The sequence below is a fragment of the uncultured Sphingosinicella sp. genome (genome assembly GCF_963974575.1).
In the GTDB taxonomy this organism is placed as follows: Bacteria; Pseudomonadota; Alphaproteobacteria; order Sphingomonadales; family Sphingomonadaceae; genus Sphingosinicella.
On the sequence record NZ_CAXBBQ010000002.1, the window covers coordinates 371,673 to 386,924 of the forward strand.

General features: G+C 62.9%; 13 protein-coding genes and 1 pseudogene. 8 read left to right on the forward strand and 6 right to left on the reverse strand.

Annotated features, from left to right (window positions below):
• The first annotated feature begins 148 nt into the window (after window positions 1-148).
• Complete coding sequence (locus AAC014_RS04865; protein WP_339704829.1) at window positions 149-2,365, forward strand: TonB-dependent receptor; 2,217 nt, start codon at window positions 149-151, stop codon at window positions 2,363-2,365.
• A gap of 95 nt (window positions 2,366-2,460) precedes the next feature.
• A complete protein-coding gene (locus AAC014_RS04870; RefSeq protein WP_339704831.1) occupies window positions 2,461-3,945 on the forward strand; it encodes a serine hydrolase domain-containing protein in 1,485 nt (494 codons plus the stop codon).
• A gap of 124 nt (window positions 3,946-4,069) precedes the next feature.
• Here AAC014_RS04870 and AAC014_RS04875 read toward each other — a convergent pair whose 3' ends face one another.
• Window positions 4,070-6,112 carry a TonB-dependent receptor gene (locus AAC014_RS04875; protein WP_339704834.1) on the reverse strand — a complete coding sequence of 681 codons (2,043 nt, stop codon included), beginning with the start codon at window positions 6,110-6,112 and terminating at the stop codon, window positions 4,070-4,072.
• 1 nt (window position 6,113) lies between these two features.
• Between AAC014_RS04875 and AAC014_RS04880 the strand changes: the two genes are divergently transcribed.
• The gene (locus tag AAC014_RS04880; RefSeq protein WP_339704837.1) at window positions 6,114-6,362 is read left to right on the forward strand and encodes a hypothetical protein; all 249 of its coding nucleotides are present in this window, start codon (window positions 6,114-6,116) and stop codon (window positions 6,360-6,362) included.
• 56 nt (window positions 6,363-6,418) lie between these two features.
• Window positions 6,419-7,432 (forward strand): DUF1611 domain-containing protein, encoded by a 1,014-nt coding sequence (locus AAC014_RS04885; RefSeq protein ID WP_339704840.1) that lies wholly within the window; start codon window positions 6,419-6,421, stop codon window positions 7,430-7,432.
• Here the strand turns inward: AAC014_RS04885 and AAC014_RS04890 are convergent.
• The 3 genes and pseudogenes from AAC014_RS04890 to soxR form a co-directional block, all read right to left on the reverse strand.
• Window positions 7,422-8,978 carry a carboxyl transferase domain-containing protein gene (locus AAC014_RS04890; protein WP_339704843.1) on the reverse strand — a complete coding sequence of 519 codons (1,557 nt, stop codon included), beginning with the start codon at window positions 8,976-8,978 and terminating at the stop codon, window positions 7,422-7,424. The genes AAC014_RS04885 and AAC014_RS04890 overlap by 11 nt on opposite strands.
• Before the next feature lie 94 nt (window positions 8,979-9,072).
• Window positions 9,073-9,243: pseudogene (locus AAC014_RS04895) on the reverse strand (plasmid stabilization protein); the annotation flags it as partial.
• Between the two features lie 73 nt (window positions 9,244-9,316).
• A complete protein-coding gene (soxR, locus tag AAC014_RS04900; protein WP_339704846.1) occupies window positions 9,317-9,778 on the reverse strand; it encodes a redox-sensitive transcriptional activator SoxR in 462 nt (153 codons plus the stop codon).
• Between the two features lie 100 nt (window positions 9,779-9,878).
• On the opposite strand from soxR, the gene AAC014_RS04905 reads away from it, so the two are divergent.
• Window positions 9,879-10,259 (forward strand): VOC family protein, encoded by a 381-nt coding sequence (locus AAC014_RS04905; protein WP_339704849.1) that lies wholly within the window; start codon window positions 9,879-9,881, stop codon window positions 10,257-10,259.
• An 89-nt stretch (window positions 10,260-10,348) separates the two neighbouring features.
• Here the strand turns inward: AAC014_RS04905 and AAC014_RS04910 are convergent, their stop codons facing one another.
• On the reverse strand, window positions 10,349-10,534 hold the full coding sequence (locus AAC014_RS04910) for a hypothetical protein (RefSeq protein ID WP_339704852.1): 186 nt from the start codon (window positions 10,532-10,534) through the stop codon (window positions 10,349-10,351).
• Window positions 10,535-10,675: 141 nt separating this feature from the next.
• Between AAC014_RS04910 and AAC014_RS04915 the strand changes: the two genes are divergently transcribed.
• From AAC014_RS04915 to ligD, 3 genes are all read left to right on the forward strand, one after another.
• Entirely contained in the window at window positions 10,676-10,945 is a 270-nt protein-coding gene (locus AAC014_RS04915; RefSeq protein ID WP_339704855.1) for a hypothetical protein, read from the forward strand.
• Between the two features lie 155 nt (window positions 10,946-11,100).
• The gene (locus AAC014_RS04920) at window positions 11,101-11,976 is read left to right on the forward strand and encodes a Ku protein (RefSeq protein ID WP_339704858.1); all 876 of its coding nucleotides are present in this window, start codon (window positions 11,101-11,103) and stop codon (window positions 11,974-11,976) included.
• Window positions 11,977-11,978: 2 nt separating this feature from the next.
• Complete coding sequence (gene ligD, locus AAC014_RS04925) at window positions 11,979-14,480, forward strand: DNA ligase D (protein ID WP_339704861.1); 2,502 nt, start codon at window positions 11,979-11,981, stop codon at window positions 14,478-14,480.
• On the opposite strand, the gene AAC014_RS04930 is transcribed toward ligD, so the two are convergent.
• Window positions 14,477-15,226 (reverse strand): phosphocholine cytidylyltransferase family protein, encoded by a 750-nt coding sequence (locus tag AAC014_RS04930; RefSeq protein WP_339704864.1) that lies wholly within the window; start codon window positions 15,224-15,226, stop codon window positions 14,477-14,479. The genes ligD and AAC014_RS04930 overlap by 4 nt on opposite strands.
• Window positions 15,227-15,252: the final 26 nt, after the last annotated feature.

Below are 15,252 nucleotides of genomic sequence, written 5' to 3' on the forward strand. Positions count from 1 at the left end.
ACGCGGCCCATGCGCCGCGATTGGGAGGACAGGTCTTTCGCTGAACTGGAATGAGGGGAAGGCCCCGGGGCCACCCAGCCAAGAAGATCAACACAAAATTTGAACATGAATTCATATTCTATCGATCGATCTGAAAAGGGGGAATGGAATGTCGAAATCGGTTGATCCTGTGCGTAGCCTGCCCGTACGCCAACTGATGCAATCGGCCGCGGTGCTCGCGCTGCTCGCGCCCGTGCCCGCGCTGGCGCAGGAAGACACCTACGGCATCGAAATCATCACCGTCACCGCCCAGAAGCGCACGGAAAGCGTGCAGGACGTGCCGATCGCCATCACCGCCTATTCCGAAGCCGGCCTCACCGCGCGCGGAATCGACGGGCTCGGCGATCTCGCACAGAACACGCCGAGCCTCGGCTTTGGCAACTATTCGGACCTCAAACTCTCTCCGATCGCGCTGCGCGGCATTTCCGCAAGCTCGGGCTCGGCGGGGCAAGACCCTGCCGTCGGCGTCTATGTCGACGAGGTGTTCATGGGCGGCGGTGTCGGCGCCAATATCGACATGGTGGATGTCGAGCGCGTCGAGGTTCTGCGCGGTCCGCAGGGCACACTCTTCGGCCGCAACACCGTGGGCGGCGTGATCAGCATCACCACGCAGAAACCGACCGACGAATTCGAGGCCTATGTGATGGGCGGCTACGGTGATTATAACGCCGTCACGCTCCGCGGCGCCGTGAGCGGACCCATCATCGAGGATAAGCTGCTCGCCCGCATTTCGGGGCAATACGAGGACCGCGACGGCTTCACTCGTAACGAGATCGACGGAACGCGCGGCGACGATTCACACACATGGAGCCTGCGCGGCCAGCTGCTGATGCGGCCTACCGAGAATGCCGAGTTCGTGCTTACCGGCGAATATCGGAAGGTGGACCAGCGATCCAAGTATTTCGAAACCCTGGCCTACAACCCCGACCAACTGCTCCCGCAGCTGCTCGAACTGTTCGAGCTTCCGCTCAACACCGACCCTTTCGACCGCCGTGTCTATTCGGACCTCGCGACGAAGGAAACGCTGAAGGCGTGGGCCGTTTCGTTCAACGCGAACATCGATTTCGGCGACGTCGATTTCACCAGCATCACCTCGTACCGCGAGCACGAGTACGACAACATCGGCGACACGGACATGTCTCCGTTGCGCTGGCTCTACGACGGGGACCCGGAAGACGTCTGGCGTTTCAGCCAGGAACTGCGCCTCGCTTCGAAGGGTGACACGGCGTTCAGCTGGATTGCGGGCCTCTATTATTTCCACCAGACGAGCCGCAACCTCAGCTTCGTTCGCCTCGGTCAGGATCTCGCCGATCTGCTCGAGGTGCCGGCGATGGACATCGGATCCGACGCGGACATGAAGCTCGATAGCTACGCGGCTTACGCGAACATCTCCTACAAGATCACCGATCAGCTCGAAGCGACGCTCGGCGGCCGCTACACCTACGAAAAGAAGTCGATCCTCTATTCGCAGTTCGATCCGCTCGCGCTCCTCGGCGGTCAGGTCGATGGCCTCGCCGGCAAGGATACGTGGAAAGCCTTCACGCCCAGCTTCAACATCCGCTATCACTTCAACCCGTCGGCGATGGCCTATGCGACCGTCAGCCGCGGCTTCAAGAGCGGCGGTTTCAACGACGCGCTCGGCGACGCGAACGGCATCAGCTACGATCCCGAATACATCTGGAACTACGAGATCGGTGCGAAGATGAGCCTTCTCGAAAACCGCCTGCGCGTGAACGTCGCCGCCTTCGCGATGGAATGGACGGACATCCAGATTTCGGCCGACGATCCGAACACCCTCCCCTTCGATCCGCGCACCAGCAACGCGGGCAAGGCGCACTCACGCGGTGTCGAGCTCGAAGTCACAGCCGTGCCGATCCCGGCGCTTGAACTGGGCTTCAATCTCGCGCTCACCGATGCGGAATATGACGAAGGCACGGTGCCCACGGCGCCCGGCAGTCCTGAAATCCCGCTCGCCGATCTGCCGCGCGCGCCGGAAACCCGGTTCGGCCTCAACGCACAATACACAGTCCCACTCGGTGACTTGGCACTCACCCTGCGTGGCGATTACCTCTACGAGCGCGGCACGGACCTGCTGCCGATCAAGGATCCTGCGGCCCGCGTCGGCACGGTAGGTCTCCTCAACGGCCGCATCACGCTCGCCGGCGGGGAAGACCGCTGGTCGATCGCGCTCTGGGGCAAGAATCTCACCGACAAGACCTACAAGACCCGCCTGTTCGATCTCTCGAACCAGGCGCTTGTGGGGCAGCAGCTCATCGTGCTCGGCGCGCCGCGCACGTTCGGCGTGGAGGCGCGATTCAACTTCTAGGATCACGCCCGCAAATCGTGCCATCACCGGAGGGGCGCCGCGACGGGACCGCGGCGGCTCGACGATGGTGGCACCAACATGAAAGGACCATCTGAGTGAAACAAGGTGTTATGCGCGAACTCAACCGTTCATCGAAGGCCCCAAGCGCCCAAGGCTGGCGCAAGGGCGTGCTCCCGCTTCTCGTCAGTGTCGCACTGCTCGGCACCGATGCGATGCATTCGGAAGTGAAGGCGGAGGCGCTCTCGCCGGAAACCGTGGCCCGCATCGACGCGATCATCGCGAACCGCATGGAAGCCGCCCCCTTCCCCGGGCTCGCCATTGCAATCGAGCGCAAGGGCGAAGTCGTCTATGCGAAGGGCTTCGGCAAGGCCGATCTGGAGCAGGACGTTCCGGTCACCGTCGACACCGTTTTCCCGATCGGATCGATCACCAAGTCCTTCACCGGCCTGGCGCTCGCTCAGCTTGTCGTTGATGGCAAGGTTTCAATCGAGGAAACCGCCGGCCATTATCTTCCCGATCTGCCCGAACCCGCGCGCAGCGTAAAGGTTCGCAACCTGCTCAATCACACCGGCGGCCTTGTCAACTACACGGATCTGCCGGAGTTCCCGTACAATGCGCGCAAGGAATTCACGCGCAAGGAAATGGTCGGCTACTTCGCGAGCAAGCCGCTGATGTTCAAGCCGGGAACAGCCTGGAGCTATTCGAACTCCGGCACATATCTCGTCGGTCTCATCATCGAAAAAGTATCGGGCGTGACGTACGATGAATATGTCCGTACGCACATCCTCGAACCCTTCGGCATGTCCAAATCACTCTATTCAGACTGGACACGCCTCATCCCGAACCGCGCGCACGGATACAAGAAGGGCAAGAACGGCTGGCAGAATGCACTGCAGTACGATCCCACCGTTCCGTTCTCGGCCGGCGCGATCATGTCGACCGTGGGTGACCTTCTGAAATATCGGCGCGGCGTGTTCGCTTCCGACAAGACGAGCCAGGCCGTCCGCGATGTGATTCTAAAGCATGACAAGCTCGCCGACGGAACCGAGATCATGTATACGCTCGGCTGTCTGGGCGAGACGCGCTTCGAGGGTCACCGCAAGATCGCACATGCCGGAGACATCTATGGGTTCTCGGCAAATTACGCTTACTACCCGGATGATGATCTCGTCATCGTCATCACCACCAACAACCAGGGCGGTGCATTCCCGCCGCTCAGCGTCGAACAGAAAATCGCGCGAGAGATGCTCGGCGTACCGCAGCCGGTCGTCAAATCATTGCCGGTTCCAGCGGATCTCGCCGCGAACGTTTCGGGCGACTATTATTTCGCGCCCTACCGCTTCGGGCCAGAGGTGCACGGCTTCTCCTTCAAGGATGGCCAGCTTTACCTGAATTTCGGCGGAACCAAGTCGGGCGGCCCAGCGCTTCCGCTGCTCTATCAGGGCGCGGGGCGCTTCGTCTCCGTTGTCGACGACGAACACAACGTCGTCTTCAAACCGGGCAAGCGCGGCAAACCCGCCACGCTGACGATGCAGTACTACGGCGGCACATTCAGTGCCCAACAGGTCGACGCGAAGTAATCTCGCAGAACAAAAGGGAAAGGCCGGGGAAGCAATTCCCCGGCCTCTCTTTTTTGCGCCTGTTCCGAAACGCTTCCGGAACGTCTCCCCTCTCTCCTGAAGGAGAGAGGGGGGCCTAACGATTTCAGAACTTGAAGCGCGCCTCGACCCCGTAGGTGCGCGGCGTGGAAAGAGACTGCACAACCTGCCCACCGATAATCACGCCATCGTTGCGGTAGAGCGCGTAGTCCTTGTTGGTGAGGTTGCGTCCCCACAGGAACAGCGACCAGCCCTGTTCGCTGCCGATCCCGATCCGGCCATTGAGGAGCGTAACATCGCCCTCCGAATAGACATTGTCCGGTCCGAAAAAGATCCGGCTGCGATGCGTCAGATCACCGCGCAGCGTCAGCGAGAGCGTGTCGCTGAGTGACGCTTCATATTGCGCACCGACGCTGATGTTGTGCTTGGGCGCCTTCACCATCGTGTTGCCGGTGAAGTCGTCGCCACCCGGGGTAGCGTTCGCATAGTCGCGGAACTTCGCGTCGAGGTAGCTGTAGTTCACGGTGAGATCGAAGCCGTTCACGGGACGCGCAGTCAGCTCGAGTTCGACACCCTTGCTGCGCGCACGCGCCGCGTTCGATGTCTGGAACTGCGGCAGGCCACCCACCAGCTCAAGCTGGTTCACCTGCAGATCCTTGTAGCGCAGGTAATAGGCCGATGCGTTGAAGCGAAGGTGATTGTCGAGAAGGTCGGATTTCAGGCCGATCTCGTAGCTCGTCACGAATTCCGGCTCATACTCGGCATCATCCGTGAGCGTCACCGAAAATACGTTGTAACCGCCCGATTTGAAGCCCCGGCTGACGGTTGCGTATGTCAGAACCTTGTCGTTCCACTTGTAATTGAGGCTGAGCGACGGCGAGAAATCATCCTCCGATCGGCCAAAGCGGCGTTCGGGCATCGTTGCGAGCAACAATCCGAACGGGTCGCCAATCTGGCTGTGGATGACGTCCTTCTTCTCCCACGTGTAGCGCAGCCCGGCGGTAACGCTGAACTGATCCGTCACATGATAGACCGCCTGGCCGAACCCGGCGATGCTTTCGGACTTCACGGTCGCAAGGATGTTCCCAGTCACGGCCTCGGGATAGATGCCGAGGTCCGCACCGATCACCGCGGCGGAATTCGTCTCAAGCCGCTGGTGAAAGTAATAGACGCCAAACACATAGGTCAACGGGCCGCTATCGCCCGAAGCAAAGCGCAGTTCCTGGCTGAACTGGTTCTGATCTTCGCTGATGCCCGAAGCCAGCAGGTCGAGCGCCGTGTAATCGTTGTCCGCGAGATTGTACCACTTGAAGTCGCGGTAAGCGGTGATGCTCGTCAGCTTGCCGCCGCCCAGCGACCAGTTGATCTCGCCCGATGCGCCAAACGTGTCGCGGTTCTGCACTGTGTCTCGATTTTGAACGACCTTGCGGTCCCAGCCGTCTGGGTCCGCAAGCGGCGTGCCGGCGAGAGCGCCGTTGTCGAGGATGTCGATGGCACCGGAATTTGTCCGGTCGCGAGAGGCGTCGACGCGCACGACGAGTTCGAAGTCGTCGTTCTCGCTATAAACTGCGGTCAGACGGCCCGAAAGCGAATCGACGTCGTCGAGATCGGTGCCGGTCAGCAGGTTCTTCACCAGCCCGTCGCGACGGTCGATGCCGCCCGAAATGCCGACATAGAACTTGCCCGGAACCACCGGCCCGCTGATCGATGCGCTCGCCCGGATCGCGTCATAGTTTCCGTAGCTGGCGCTAATGTCGCCGCGAAGCTCGTCGCCCGGCTTCCGTGTGATGAAGTTGATCGCGCCTGCGATCGTGTTCTTGCCGTACAGCGTGCCCTGCGGTCCGCGCAGCACCTCGATGCGTTCCAGGTCGTAAAGGCTGTTGTTGATGGTCGTCGGGCGGCCCATGTAGACGCCGTCCACGTAAACGCCGACACCCTGATCGACGCCCGGATTGTTTGTGTCTGAAACGATGCCGCGAATCGAGATCGACGTGCCGCGCAGCTCGCGCATGTCGATGTAGACGCTGGGCAGTGCGGTCGCGAAATCCTCGATACGGCCGATGCCCCGATCCTTGATGGCTTCGGCGGAGAGCGCCGAAATTGAAATCGGCACGTCCTGGATCGATTCCGCGCGCTTCTGGGCGGTCACGATGATCTCTTCCAGTTCAGCCGTCTGGGCCGTCGCGGATGCGGCGATGCCGGCGCTGCCCACGCAAACCGCCGAACACAAAAGCGTGCGCTTCAAAACATGCATCTTGTTTCCCCTTTTTGTCCCATGCGCCGATTCGGCCCATTTCCCCGTCGCCAAGCTCCGCCGTGCGCCTGTTGCAGGCACCGTCGGTACGATCAGGATCATTCTCCATTTTGAAATTGAATTCAAGTTGATTATTGTCGAATAAGGAACATCGTTTCCAAAAGATCAACAAGCCAACCGCTGAAGGACACCGGACAGCCCATGGTAGACCTGCCGTCACCCTATCTCCTCTTTCTGGGTGACGCCCGGAGCGAGACCTATGCCAAGACTGCATTCGGCCTGCGCGACTGGGCGCCAGACGCGGTGATCGGCGAATATGCCATGCCGGAAGCCACGGTCACTCTGGGGCTCGAACGGCTCACACCCGCTGCTGCGGCGTCGCGCGGCGCGCGCGCGTTGCTACTCGGCATTGCGCCGGTCGGCGGCGCAATCCCTGCACACTGGCTGCCAGAGCTTGTTGCCGCGCTGGAAGCTGGGCTCGACATCGTCGCCGGCCTCCATCAGCGGCTCGCAGACATCCCGGAACTGGCCTCGACCGCGCAGCGCCTTGGCCGCACGCTGTTCGATATCCGCCATCCCACGGTCAGCTTCAGCACGGGCACCGGCCTTCCCCGCACCGGCAAGCGGCTGCTCACGGTGGGCACAGACTGCGCACTCGGCAAGAAATATACCGCGCTTGCCATTGCGAAGCGGTGGCAGGCCATCGGCGGCAATGCGGATTTCCGGGCGACAGGACAGACCGGTATCATGATCGCCGGAAACGGCGTCGCCATCGATGCCGTCGTCGCCGACTTCATCGCAGGCGCGGTCGAATGGCTGAGCCCTGCGAACGCACCCGATCACTGGGACATCATCGAAGGTCAGGGCTCGCTCTATCACCCCGCCTTCGCCGGCGTCACGCTCGGGCTCCTGCACGGTGCGCAGCCCGATCTCTTCGTGCTCTGTCACGATCCGACACGCACAACGATTTACGGCTACCCGCACATTCCAATGCCCGACCTTGCCGAGGCGATCGCGCTCTATACGCAGCTCGGAAGGCTGACGAATCCGGCCATCGCCTGCGCCGGAATAAGCATCAACAGCTCAAAGATGCGCGGCGCAGAACGCCAGAACTGGGCCGCTCGCACTTCGGACCGGCTCGGACTCCCCGTCGCCGATCCGCTGCGCGACGGCGTCGATGTGTTCATTCAGAGGATGCAAACCGTCACGGCATGACCCCGTGCCGCATCGCGGGCTGTGCGGGTGCCGTCCGCCGTGCCAGCGTCTGGTCCAGCACCCGGATCAGGCGCGGGCGCGTCTCGCGCGGGTCGATCACGTCGTCGATGTTGAGCTTCGATGCGGCATGGAACGGCCCCGCGCAGCGCGCGTAGTTCGCCGTCAGGTCGCGGATCAGCGCCTGCGGGTCGTCCGCCGCCTCGATCTCCTTCGAATGCGCCGCGAGCACCGATCCGCCCGGCGGCAGTGAGCCGAAATCCGCCGTCGGCCAGGCAAGGATCATCGCCTGCTGTGCTTCCGCACCGCCCATTGCGATCGCCCCGAACCCGAACGCCTTGCGGATGACGAGCGTGATGCGCGGCACCGCCGACCACGAAATCGCATAGCTGAGCGCAAGCCCCGCGCGCAGCGTCCCCTCCTGCTCCGCCTTCGGCCCCGGCATCACGCCGGGCACGTCCTGCAGGAAGATGATCGGGATGTGATAGGCCGAGCACAGGTCCACGAAGTGCCGCGCCTTGTTCGCCGCCTGCGCGGTAATCGCGCCCGCCGAAACCATCGGCTGGTTCGCGATGATCCCCACCGAATGGCCGCCAAGGCGCGCAAGTCCGGTCACGATCATGCGCGCGAAGTCCGGCTTGATCTCGAAGAAGCTGTCCCGGTCGACGATGCTGTGGATCAGGTCCTTCACATCATAGGGCAGCCGCGGATTTTCCGGGATGAGGCTCAGCAGACGCTCGTCCATCCGGTCGGCGGGATCGTCACAGGCCAGCCGCTGCGGATACTCATAGGCGTTGCGCGGGAAATAGGAGAGGAAGCGCTGCGCCATCGCGATCGCGGCGTCCTCTGTCGCCGCCGCATTGTCTGCGACCCCCGAAATCCGGCAATGCACCCCCACGCCGCCAAGCTCCTCGGGCGACACGCTCTGCCCGGTCGCGGACTTCACCACCGGCGGCCCCGCGGCGGCAAGCATCGCGGTGCCCTCCACCATGATGATGAATTCGGCAAGGCTGCTGAGCAGCGCGGAATCCCCCGCGCTCGGCCCCATCACGATCGCGACCTGCGGCGCGATTCCGGAAAGCCGCGCAAGCGTGATGAGGTGTGAGGCCTCGGGCAGCCCCTCCCCGATCATCTCCTGCGCACGCGCGCCCGCGCCGTCCTGCAGCCAGATGATGGGCATCCGCTCGCGCAGTGCGATGTCAGCGATGCGATGCTTCTTCCGCCCATGGTGCAGGCCGTAAGTGCCGCCGTGCACGGTAAAATCCTCGGCCGCAACGCACACCGGCCGCCCGTCGATCGTCCCCGTCCCGATGATCACCCCGTCTGCGGGCGTTACCTCGTCCACGGTTTGCGCGTAGCCGATCGGGCTCGCGTGCGAGGCAAGCTGGCCGTATTCGAGGAAGCTCTCGGCATCGAGCAGCATCGCGATCCGCTCGCGTGCCGTGCCCTTGCCGCGATCCCGCTGCCGGCGGATCTTGCCCTCCCCGCCCATCGTCAGCGCCCGCGCGCGGCGCGCCCGCAATTCCTCGATCGCCTCAGCCATGCCCATCGTCGTTGCTCCGTAATGACGACGACGGGCTCACATCAATTTAACTTAAATTCAAGTTCTATTATTGAGAGGAGAGGTAGAAACCTTAGCTGTTGCCGCGCCCGGAGCCGGATTTGTTGCCGCCGCCCGATTCCTTGTTCACCGTCGCCCAGGCACGCCGTTGGGCTTCCTCGTGGCTGACGCCCCGATCCTCGTAGCCCTCTTCGATGTGCTCGGCCTTGCGTTTCTGCTTGTCGGTGTAGCTGCTCTCGTCACCCCGGGGCATTGGGTCTCTCCTGCTGCACGCCCCCGCCGCAAGCCTCTCAACGTCGTCCCGCGATTTTGGTTCAAGGCCGGGATCAGTCCGCGAAATCCGCGGCGTTATCGCCCATCAGGAATCTTGGCCCTGCCCCCGCCCGTGCCACGCAGTCGCCGGGGTTGTAGAGCGCGCAGCGTTGCAGCGAGAGGCACCCGCACCCGATGCAGCCGTCGAGAAGATCCCGCGTGCGCTGAAGAAGCGCGATCCGAGCGTCGAGCGCCTTGCGCATCCTGCGGCTGATCCGCGTCCAGTCCGCCTGCGTCGGCACGCGCCCATCGGGCAGCGTCGCGAGTTCCGCTTCGATCTCTGTCAGCGTCAGCCCCAGCCGCTGCGCGATCAACGCGAACGAAAGCCGCCGTATGTCGGAACGCAGGAAGCGGCGCTGATTGCCGCCGGTGCGAATGGGGCTCACGAGCCCACGTTCCTCGTAGAAGCGGATCGCCGAAACGCTGAGCCCCGTGCGCCGGGCGAGTTCGCCGATGGTGAGTGTCGTTTGCGCCATGCTGCCGGCCTTCGAAAATCAAGCTTGACCTCAAGTTAACTTGAGGTTGTACGACTCGCAAGGACTGGCGCCACCGGGCGCGCAGACCATGGAGAAAATCATGAGTTTTCCAAGAATTGAGCACGTCAACGTTACCGTCACGGATCCCGAGCGTACCGCCCGCCTGATGCAAGCGCTGTTCGACTGGAAGATCCGCTGGCAGGGGCCCGCACGCGACGGTGGCCGATCGATCCACGTCGGTTCGGACACGCATTACATCGCGCTCTACACCGGCGCGAACGCCGCCTACACGGAAGAGGATTTTGCAAAGGGCCGGCCGCTCAACCACATCGGCGTCGAGGTCGACGACCTCGATGCGACGGAAGAGCGCGTGTTCGCCGCCGGGCTGGTGCCATTCAATCACGACGACTACGAACCCGGCCGCCGCTTCTATTTTTTCGATCCTGACGGAATCGAATATGAAATCATCAGCTACGGCTGAAGTTGAGAACGGCGAGGGAGCCGAGCGGCGCACGATGCGTCGTGGCTCCCACGCAGAACGACCTTCGCAATGGACACTGAGCGCGCCATTCAGTTGCGGGTCTTCGTCTTGTCGCTATTCCCCTCCACCGCCTTTTGGGTGGAAGACATCATGGGATTGCCGGTGTCCGTCGCTGTCGTCGATTGCCGCTCGCTGCGCCACGCGTCGAAATCGGAATTGAAGCGCTCCTGTCGCTCGGCAAGATAGTCCTGATAATTCTGATCAAACCGTGTCATTTGGTTTTGGCGCCAGCGGGCATATTCGCGGTCGTATGCAGCTTACCCTCCGCTATCACGCCCCTCGCCACTCTCCTGACGATAACCGGCCCGGCCATAATCTTCGCCGCGATCCGCGCCCTGATAACTGGAGCGGGGGTCGTGGCCGCCCCAGCCGGCGCGCCCGCGTCCACGGTAGTCACCGTCGCCGCGCGCGTCGTCGCGATCATCGCTCCGGTGATGGCGTGGCTCGTCTCTCCGGGTCCGATCATCACGTTCATAGGTGTCGGTCATCGAGGGTCCGGACGCGCCGGGGTGTCGGCGTTCGTCTTCATGATCTTCGGAATCCCGCGCGTGATCAGAAAATCGAGCAGGCCTGCCGCCCTGCCCATCGGTGTGGGGTTCATAGTCGCTGCCATAGCGTTCTCGTGATGCCATTGCCTGATCCTTCCGGGGTCTTGAGTCACTCTTCTTCCAACGGCTCCGTCCGGTCTTGGTTTCCCCGAATGCGATGAAACGACGTGCGCGGAGGAACCGCCTGCCTCGCCTGCAAGTTATGCAAACGGTTGAAACACAGGAGGCATGGAATGGCCGCACGTCCCTATTGGCGCGGACAGATCCGCCTGGCGCTCGTTTCGATCCCCGTTGAGATTTACACGGCCGTCAAAAGCGGCGCCCAGATCAGCTTCCGCCAGATCCACGAGCCGTCGGGCAAGCCCATACGCTACGAAAAGGTCGTGCCCGGCATCGGCCCGGTGAAGGCGGAGGACATTCTCAAGGGCTATGAGATCGGCAAGGGCGAATATGTTCTGCTGCAGCAGGACGAGATTGACGCCGTGAAGCTCGAAAGCCGCAAGACGCTCGAGCTCACGCAGTTCGTCGACGTCACCGAGATCGACCTCCTCTATTACGAAAAGCCCTATTTCGTCGTTCCGGCGGACGATCTCGCCGAAGAGGCGTTTGTGGTCCTTCGCGAGGCACTGCGCCGCACGCGCAAGGTCGGGCTTGGCCAGATCGCGATGCGCGGCCGGGAGTACGCGGTATGCCTCCGCCCCTGCGGGCGCGGACTGATGCTGGAGACGCTACGCTATGCCGACGAGGTGAACCGCGCCGCGTCCTATTTCCGCGACATAGACGACATCAAGCCCGATAGCGAACTGCTCGAACTCGCTGAAACGCTGATCGACAAGAAAACGGCGCCGTTCGACGCCAAGGTCTTCGAAGATCGCTACATCGAGGCGCTGGAAGGCCTGATCGAGAAGAAGCGGCGCTCGCGGGGCCGCAAGATCATCGAGGATGCGGATGAAGAGCGGCCGCGTGGCGGCAATGTGATCGACCTGATGGCTGCGCTGCGCAAGTCGGTCGATACGCCGGCGCGAAAGGCCAAGCCCCAGAGTCGCAAGACCGCGAGCAAGCCGAAGAAAGGCCCCGCCACCAAGTCTCCAGCGCGCAAGCGGGCCTGACGATGGCACGCCGCGCGGACCCGCTCAAAGACTACAACGCCCGGCGCGATTTCAAGAAGACACCCGAGCCGGCCGGAACGCCGGCGCGCGCGACGGGCAACAGTTTCGTCGTACAGAAGCACGCCGCGACCCGCCTGCACTACGACTTCCGCCTCGAACTTGACGGCGTTCTCAAGAGCTGGGCCGTCACGCGCGGCCCCAGCCTTAACCCCGACGACAAGCGCCTTGCGGTGCGCACCGAAGACCACCCGCTCAGCTACGGCGGCTTCGAAGGCAACATCCCGAAAGGTGAATACGGCGGCGGCACGGTGATGCTGTGGGACGAAGGCACGTGGGAGCCCGTTCCGGGGAAGGACCCCCGCCATACGCTCAAGGACGGCCATCTCCACTTCACCCTCCACGGCAAGCGCATGAAGGGCGAATGGCTGCTCGTGCGCATGAAACCGCGCGTGGGGGAAAAGCGGGAGAACTGGCTACTTCGGAAGATCGACGATGCCCACGCGGGCGGGTCGGACGAGCTTGTCGAAACGGTGTTGACCAGCGCCGAGACGGGACGGTCGATGGCGCAGATCGCTGCGGGCGCGCCTGCGGTCTCGCTGAAAGTCAAGCGTGGCAAGGCCTTCACCCGCGCCATGACCGAGGCGCGGAGCGCCACCGTGCGCGCGAAGCGCAAGAGCAAGAGTACAAAGCCCGGCCGCCTGCCGGCCTTTCGCTCCCCGCAGCTCGCGACTCTCGTTGATCACGTGCCCACGGGCACAGAGTGGATGCACGAGATCAAGTTCGACGGCTATCGCTGCCTGCTCGCCGCAAACGGCGACAAGGCGCGCATCTACACGCGCGGGGGGCTTGATTGGTCGGATCGGTTCGCGCCGCTTGTTGAAGGTGCGGCGACGCTCGACCTGCCGCCGTGCCTGATCGACGGCGAGATCGTGGTGATGGACCGAGACGGCAATCCGAGCTTCAGCGCGTTGCAGAAGGCGCTGACGGAGGGCAGCGACGGCTTCGTGCTGTTCGGCTTTGATCTGCTCGAGCTGGACGGCGAAGACCTCGCGCCCCTTCCCAATATCGCACGCAAACAGAAACTCGCCGGGCTGCTGCCCGCAGACGGGCCCATTCGTTGCGCCGATCATGTCGTGGGTGCTGGAGAAAAGCTCTACGAAGCGATGTGCGACGCCGGGCAGGAAGGTATCATCTGCAAACGCGTCGATGCGCGCTACGTGGGGAGACGCACGAAAAACTGGCTGAAGGTAAAATGCACCCGCCGCCAGGAATTCGTGATTGTCGGCTGGACGACGAGCAGCGCGAAAGCGCGGCCGTTCGCATCGCTGCTGCTGGCGCAGAACCGTGCAGACGGACTCGCCTATGCAGGCAAGGTGGGCACGGGATTCGATGCTGATACGCTCGCCATGCTCGAAGGCAAGCTGCGTCCCCTTGCACGCAAGACGCCGCCGGTCGAGGTTCCGCGCGCAGAGGCCCGCGGCGCGAACTGGGTGACGCCGAAACTCATCGCCGAAATTGCCTTTGCCGAATTCACCTCCGATGATCGTCTGCGCCATGCAAGTTTCATCGGATTGCGGGAGGACAAGATGCCAGACGATGTTGTGCCCGAAACCCCGGCCCCGGTCGACGATGGCAATGGGGATGAAGGCATAACAATCACGCATCCCGACCGCGTGATTTTCCCCGAAGCGAAGATCACCAAGGGCGAGCTTGCCGATTATTATCGGCACGTCGGTGCCATCATGCTGCCGTGGCTGGCGCACCGTCCGGCAAGCCTCGTCCGTTGTCCGCAGGGCCGGGCGCGTCAGTGTTTTTTCCAGAAGCACGACAGCGGTAGTTTCGGGCCGGCCGTGCACCACATTCCCATCGTCGAGAAGAGCGGCAAGCCGGACGATTATCTCTATATCAAAGACACGCAGGGCATTCTCGCCTGCGTCCAGATGGGCACGATCGAGTTCCACGGCTGGGGCGCCCGCGTCGAAGATGTCGAGCGGCCTGACCGGATGGTTTTCGATCTCGACCCCGACGAGGCGATCGGATTCGACGTGGTGAAAACCGCTGCGCAAGATCTGCGCGGGCATCTCGCCGAAATCGGCCTCGCGAGCTTCCCGATGCTCACCGGTGGCAATGGCATCCATGTCGTCGTGCCGCTCACGCCCGGCGCGGACTGGAACGCAGTGAAGGATTTCGCTGAACGCTTCGCGCGCGCGCTCGCCGAACTGGAACCCGACCGCTTCACGGCCACGATGTCGAAGGCGAAACGCAAGGGACGTATCTTCATCGATTGGCTGCGCAACCAGCGCGGCTCCACCGCGATCATGCCCTACAGCGCGCGTGCAAGGCCCGGAGCGCCCGTGGCTGCGCCGATCTCATGGAAAGAGCTCGACGGCATCGAAAAGGCTGGCGCCTTCACCGTGAAGGACGCGAAAAAACTCCTGAAACGCGCCGGCAGCCGCGATCTCGCCGGATGGGGCGTCGCCGCGCAGCATCTACCGGGTGTCTAGGACGCTCCGCGCCAGCCGGCGGTCAGTTTCTGCCCGACGGAAACGTCCTCGGGGAAATCCACCTCTCCCCATTCGAGCCCCTCGATCGAAGTAACGAGCACCGTCGATTTCGGGTCTGCCGCGATGTGGTGGATCGCGCGCAGATACCAACTGCGCGTGCCTTCGGGCGAATGCATCATCCGCTCCACCTCGGCGCGGAAACGCGCCGCGCCCTCGGTATTGAACCGCAGGAAGCCGATCGATTCAGCGTTGCTTTCCTCCGCCGTCAGCCGCTTGCCGATGTCAAGCAGCCGCTCGCCCTCGCGGCGGACCTTCATGTCGTCGAGGTCGTATTCGTCCTTCACGTCAACCGTGATGCGGATCGGCGCGTCGGGCGCCGCGAGCACGCGTTCCACGATTTCGCGCGAGACGAGCGTATCGCCGTTCAGGATCACGAACGGCTGGTCCATCAGTTCGCGCGTCAGCCACACCGAGCCGAGATTGTCCGCGACCTGATAAAAGGGGTTGAACAGCGTCCGCACGGAAACGCCCTGGTCACTACGGCGCGCAATGGCGGCGTCCACCATGTCTGCGTTGAAGCCGACCACGATGGTTATGTCGTCGATGCCGCCCGCGATCAGCATGTCGAGCTGCCAATCGAGCAGCGTGCGTCCCGAAAACTCGATCAGGCACTTGGGCCGGTCGGCGGTCAGCGGCAGCAGGCGCGAGCCCTGCCCTGCACTCAGGATGATGGCGCGTTTGGTCATTTTTCGCGCCTAGACCGGAAATGTGG